This is a genomic window from Streptomyces sp. NPDC060198 (assembly GCF_042728415.1).
Lineage (GTDB): Bacteria > Actinomycetota > Actinomycetes > Streptomycetales > Streptomycetaceae > Streptomyces.
The window spans coordinates 1-2409 of the sequence record NZ_JBHWZJ010000613.1; the positions used below are offsets into that span (position 1 = coordinate 1).

Annotated in this window: 1 protein-coding gene; it reads right to left on the reverse strand. The window is 70.4% G+C overall.

Going from position 1 to position 2409, the window contains the following annotated elements:
- Window positions 1-86 precede the first annotated feature (86 nt).
- Window positions 87-2309: an NADP-dependent isocitrate dehydrogenase gene (locus tag ACFWEP_RS34085; protein WP_387376103.1), complete on the reverse strand. Its 2223-nt coding sequence runs from the start codon at window positions 2307-2309 to the stop codon at window positions 87-89.
- Window positions 2310-2409 lie beyond the last annotated feature (100 nt).

Below are 2409 nucleotides of genomic sequence, written 5' to 3' on the forward strand. Positions count from 1 at the left end.
GGGTCATCCCTGGCCGGGGCGGAGGCGTCGGTGCGGCGGGCGGTACGAGCACTCAGGCAGTGCGGGCACTCACCCGGCGAGCCGGATCAGGCGAGGGTCGCGATCGCCTGGTTGAAGGTCGCCGACGGGCGCATGACGGCGGCGGCCTTCTCCGGGTCGGGCTGGTAGTAGCCGCCGATGTCGACCGGGGAGCCCTGCACCGCGTTGAGCTCGGCGACGATGGTGTCCGCCTGCTCGGTGAGGGTCTTGGCCAGCGGCGCGAACGCCTCGGCGAGCTGGGCGTCGGCGGTCTGCGCGGCCAGCTCCTGCGCCCAGTACAGCGACAGGAAGAAGTGGCTGCCGCGGTTGTCGATGCCGCCGAGCTTGCGGCTCGGGGACTTGTCCTCGTTCAGGAACGTGCCGGTGGCGCGGTCCAGGGTGTCGGCGAGGACCTGGGCGCGGGCGTTACCGGTGGTCACCGCGAGGTGCTCGAAGCTGACGGCCAGGGCGAGGAACTCACCGAGGCTGTCCCAGCGGAGGTAGTCCTCCTTGACGAGCTGCTGGACGTGCTTGGGGGCGGAGCCGCCGGCGCCCGTCTCGAAGAGGCCGCCGCCGTTCATCAGCGGGACCACGGAGAGCATCTTGGCGCTGGTGCCCAGCTCCAGGATCGGGAAGAGGTCCGTGAGGTAGTCGCGCAGGACGTTGCCGGTCACCGAGATGGTGTCCTCGCCGCGGCGGATGCGCTCCAGCGAGAAGGCGGTGGCCTCTTCCGGCGACTTGACGGAGATGTCCAGGCCGTCCGTGTCGTGGTCGGCGAGGTACGTCTTCACCTTGGCGATGAGGTTGGCGTCGTGCGCGCGGGTCTCGTCCAGCCAGAACACGGCCGGGACGCCGGTGGCGCGGGCGCGGGTGACGGCCAGCTTGACCCAGTCCTGGATCGGCAGGTCCTTGGTCTGGCACATGCGGAAGATGTCGCCGGCGCCGACGGCCTGCTCCAGGACGACCCCGCCCTTGCTGTCGACCACGCGGACGGTGCCGGTGACCGGGATCTCGAAGGTCTTGTCGTGGCTGCCGTACTCCTCGGCCTTCTGCGCCATCAGACCGACGTTGGGCACGGAGCCCATGGTCGACGGGTCGAAGGCGCCGTTGGCGCGGCAGTCGTCGATGACGACCTGGTAGACACCGGCGTAGCTGCTGTCGGGCAGCACGGCCAGGGTGTCGGCCTCGTTGCCGTCCGGGCCCCACATGTGGCCGGAGGTGCGGATCATGGCCGGCATGGAGGCGTCGACGATGACGTCGCTGGGGACGTGCAGGTTGGTGATGCCCTTGTCGGAGTCGACCATCGCGAGGGCCGGGCCCTCGGCGAGCTCGGCCTCGAAGGAGGCCTTGATCTCGGCGCCGCCCTCGGGCAGGGAGTCCAGGCCCTTCAGGATGCCGCCGAGGCCGTCGTTCGGGGTGAGGCCGGCCGCCGCGAGCACGTCGCCGTACTTGGCGAAGGTGTTCGGGAAGAAGGCGCGGACCACGTGGCCGAAGATGATCGGGTCGGAGACCTTCATCATGGTGGCCTTGAGGTGCACCGAGAACAGGACGTCCTCGGACTTGGCGCGGGCGAGCTGCGCGGTGAAGAACTCGCGCAGCGCGGCGACGCGCATGACGGCGGCGTCGACGACCTCGCCGGCCAGGACCGGTACGGAGTCGCGCAGCACGGTGGTGGAGCCGTCGTCACCGACGAGCTCGATACGGAGCGAGCCGTCCTCGGCGATCACGGCGGACTTCTCGGTGGAACGGAAGTCGTCGACACCCATGGTCGCGACGTTCGTCTTCGAGTCGGCCGTCCAGGCGCCCATGCGGTGCGGGTGGGCCTTGGCGTAGTTCTTGACCGACGCGGGGGCGCGGCGGTCGGAGTTGCCCTCGCGCAGGACGGGGTTGACCGCGCTGCCCTTGACCTTGTCGTACCGGGCGCGGACGTCCTTGTCCTCGTCGGTCTGCGGGTCGTCCGGGTAGTCCGGGAGGGCGTAGCCCTGGGCCTGGAGCTCGGCCACGGCGGCCTTGAGCTGCGGGATCGAGGCCGAGATGTTCGGCAGCTTGATGATGTTGGCGCCCGGCGTCCTGGCCAGCTCGCCCAGCTCGGCGAGCGCGTCGTCGATACGCTGGTCGGCCGTGAGGCGCTCCGGGAAGCTGGCGATGATCCGGCCCGCGAGCGAGATGTCGCGGCGCTCGACCGTGACACCGGCGGTCGAGGCGTAGGCCTCGACGACGGGCAGGAACGAGTACGTCGCCAGCGCAGGGGCCTCGTCGGTGTGCGTATAGATGATGGTCGAGTCAGTCACCGGGTGCTCGCTGACGGAGGCGGTGACCTTGGTGTTGCCGAGGTTGTCGACGGCCAGCCGGGGGCGGCCGCGGAAGCGGCCCTTGACGGTCACCGGCACC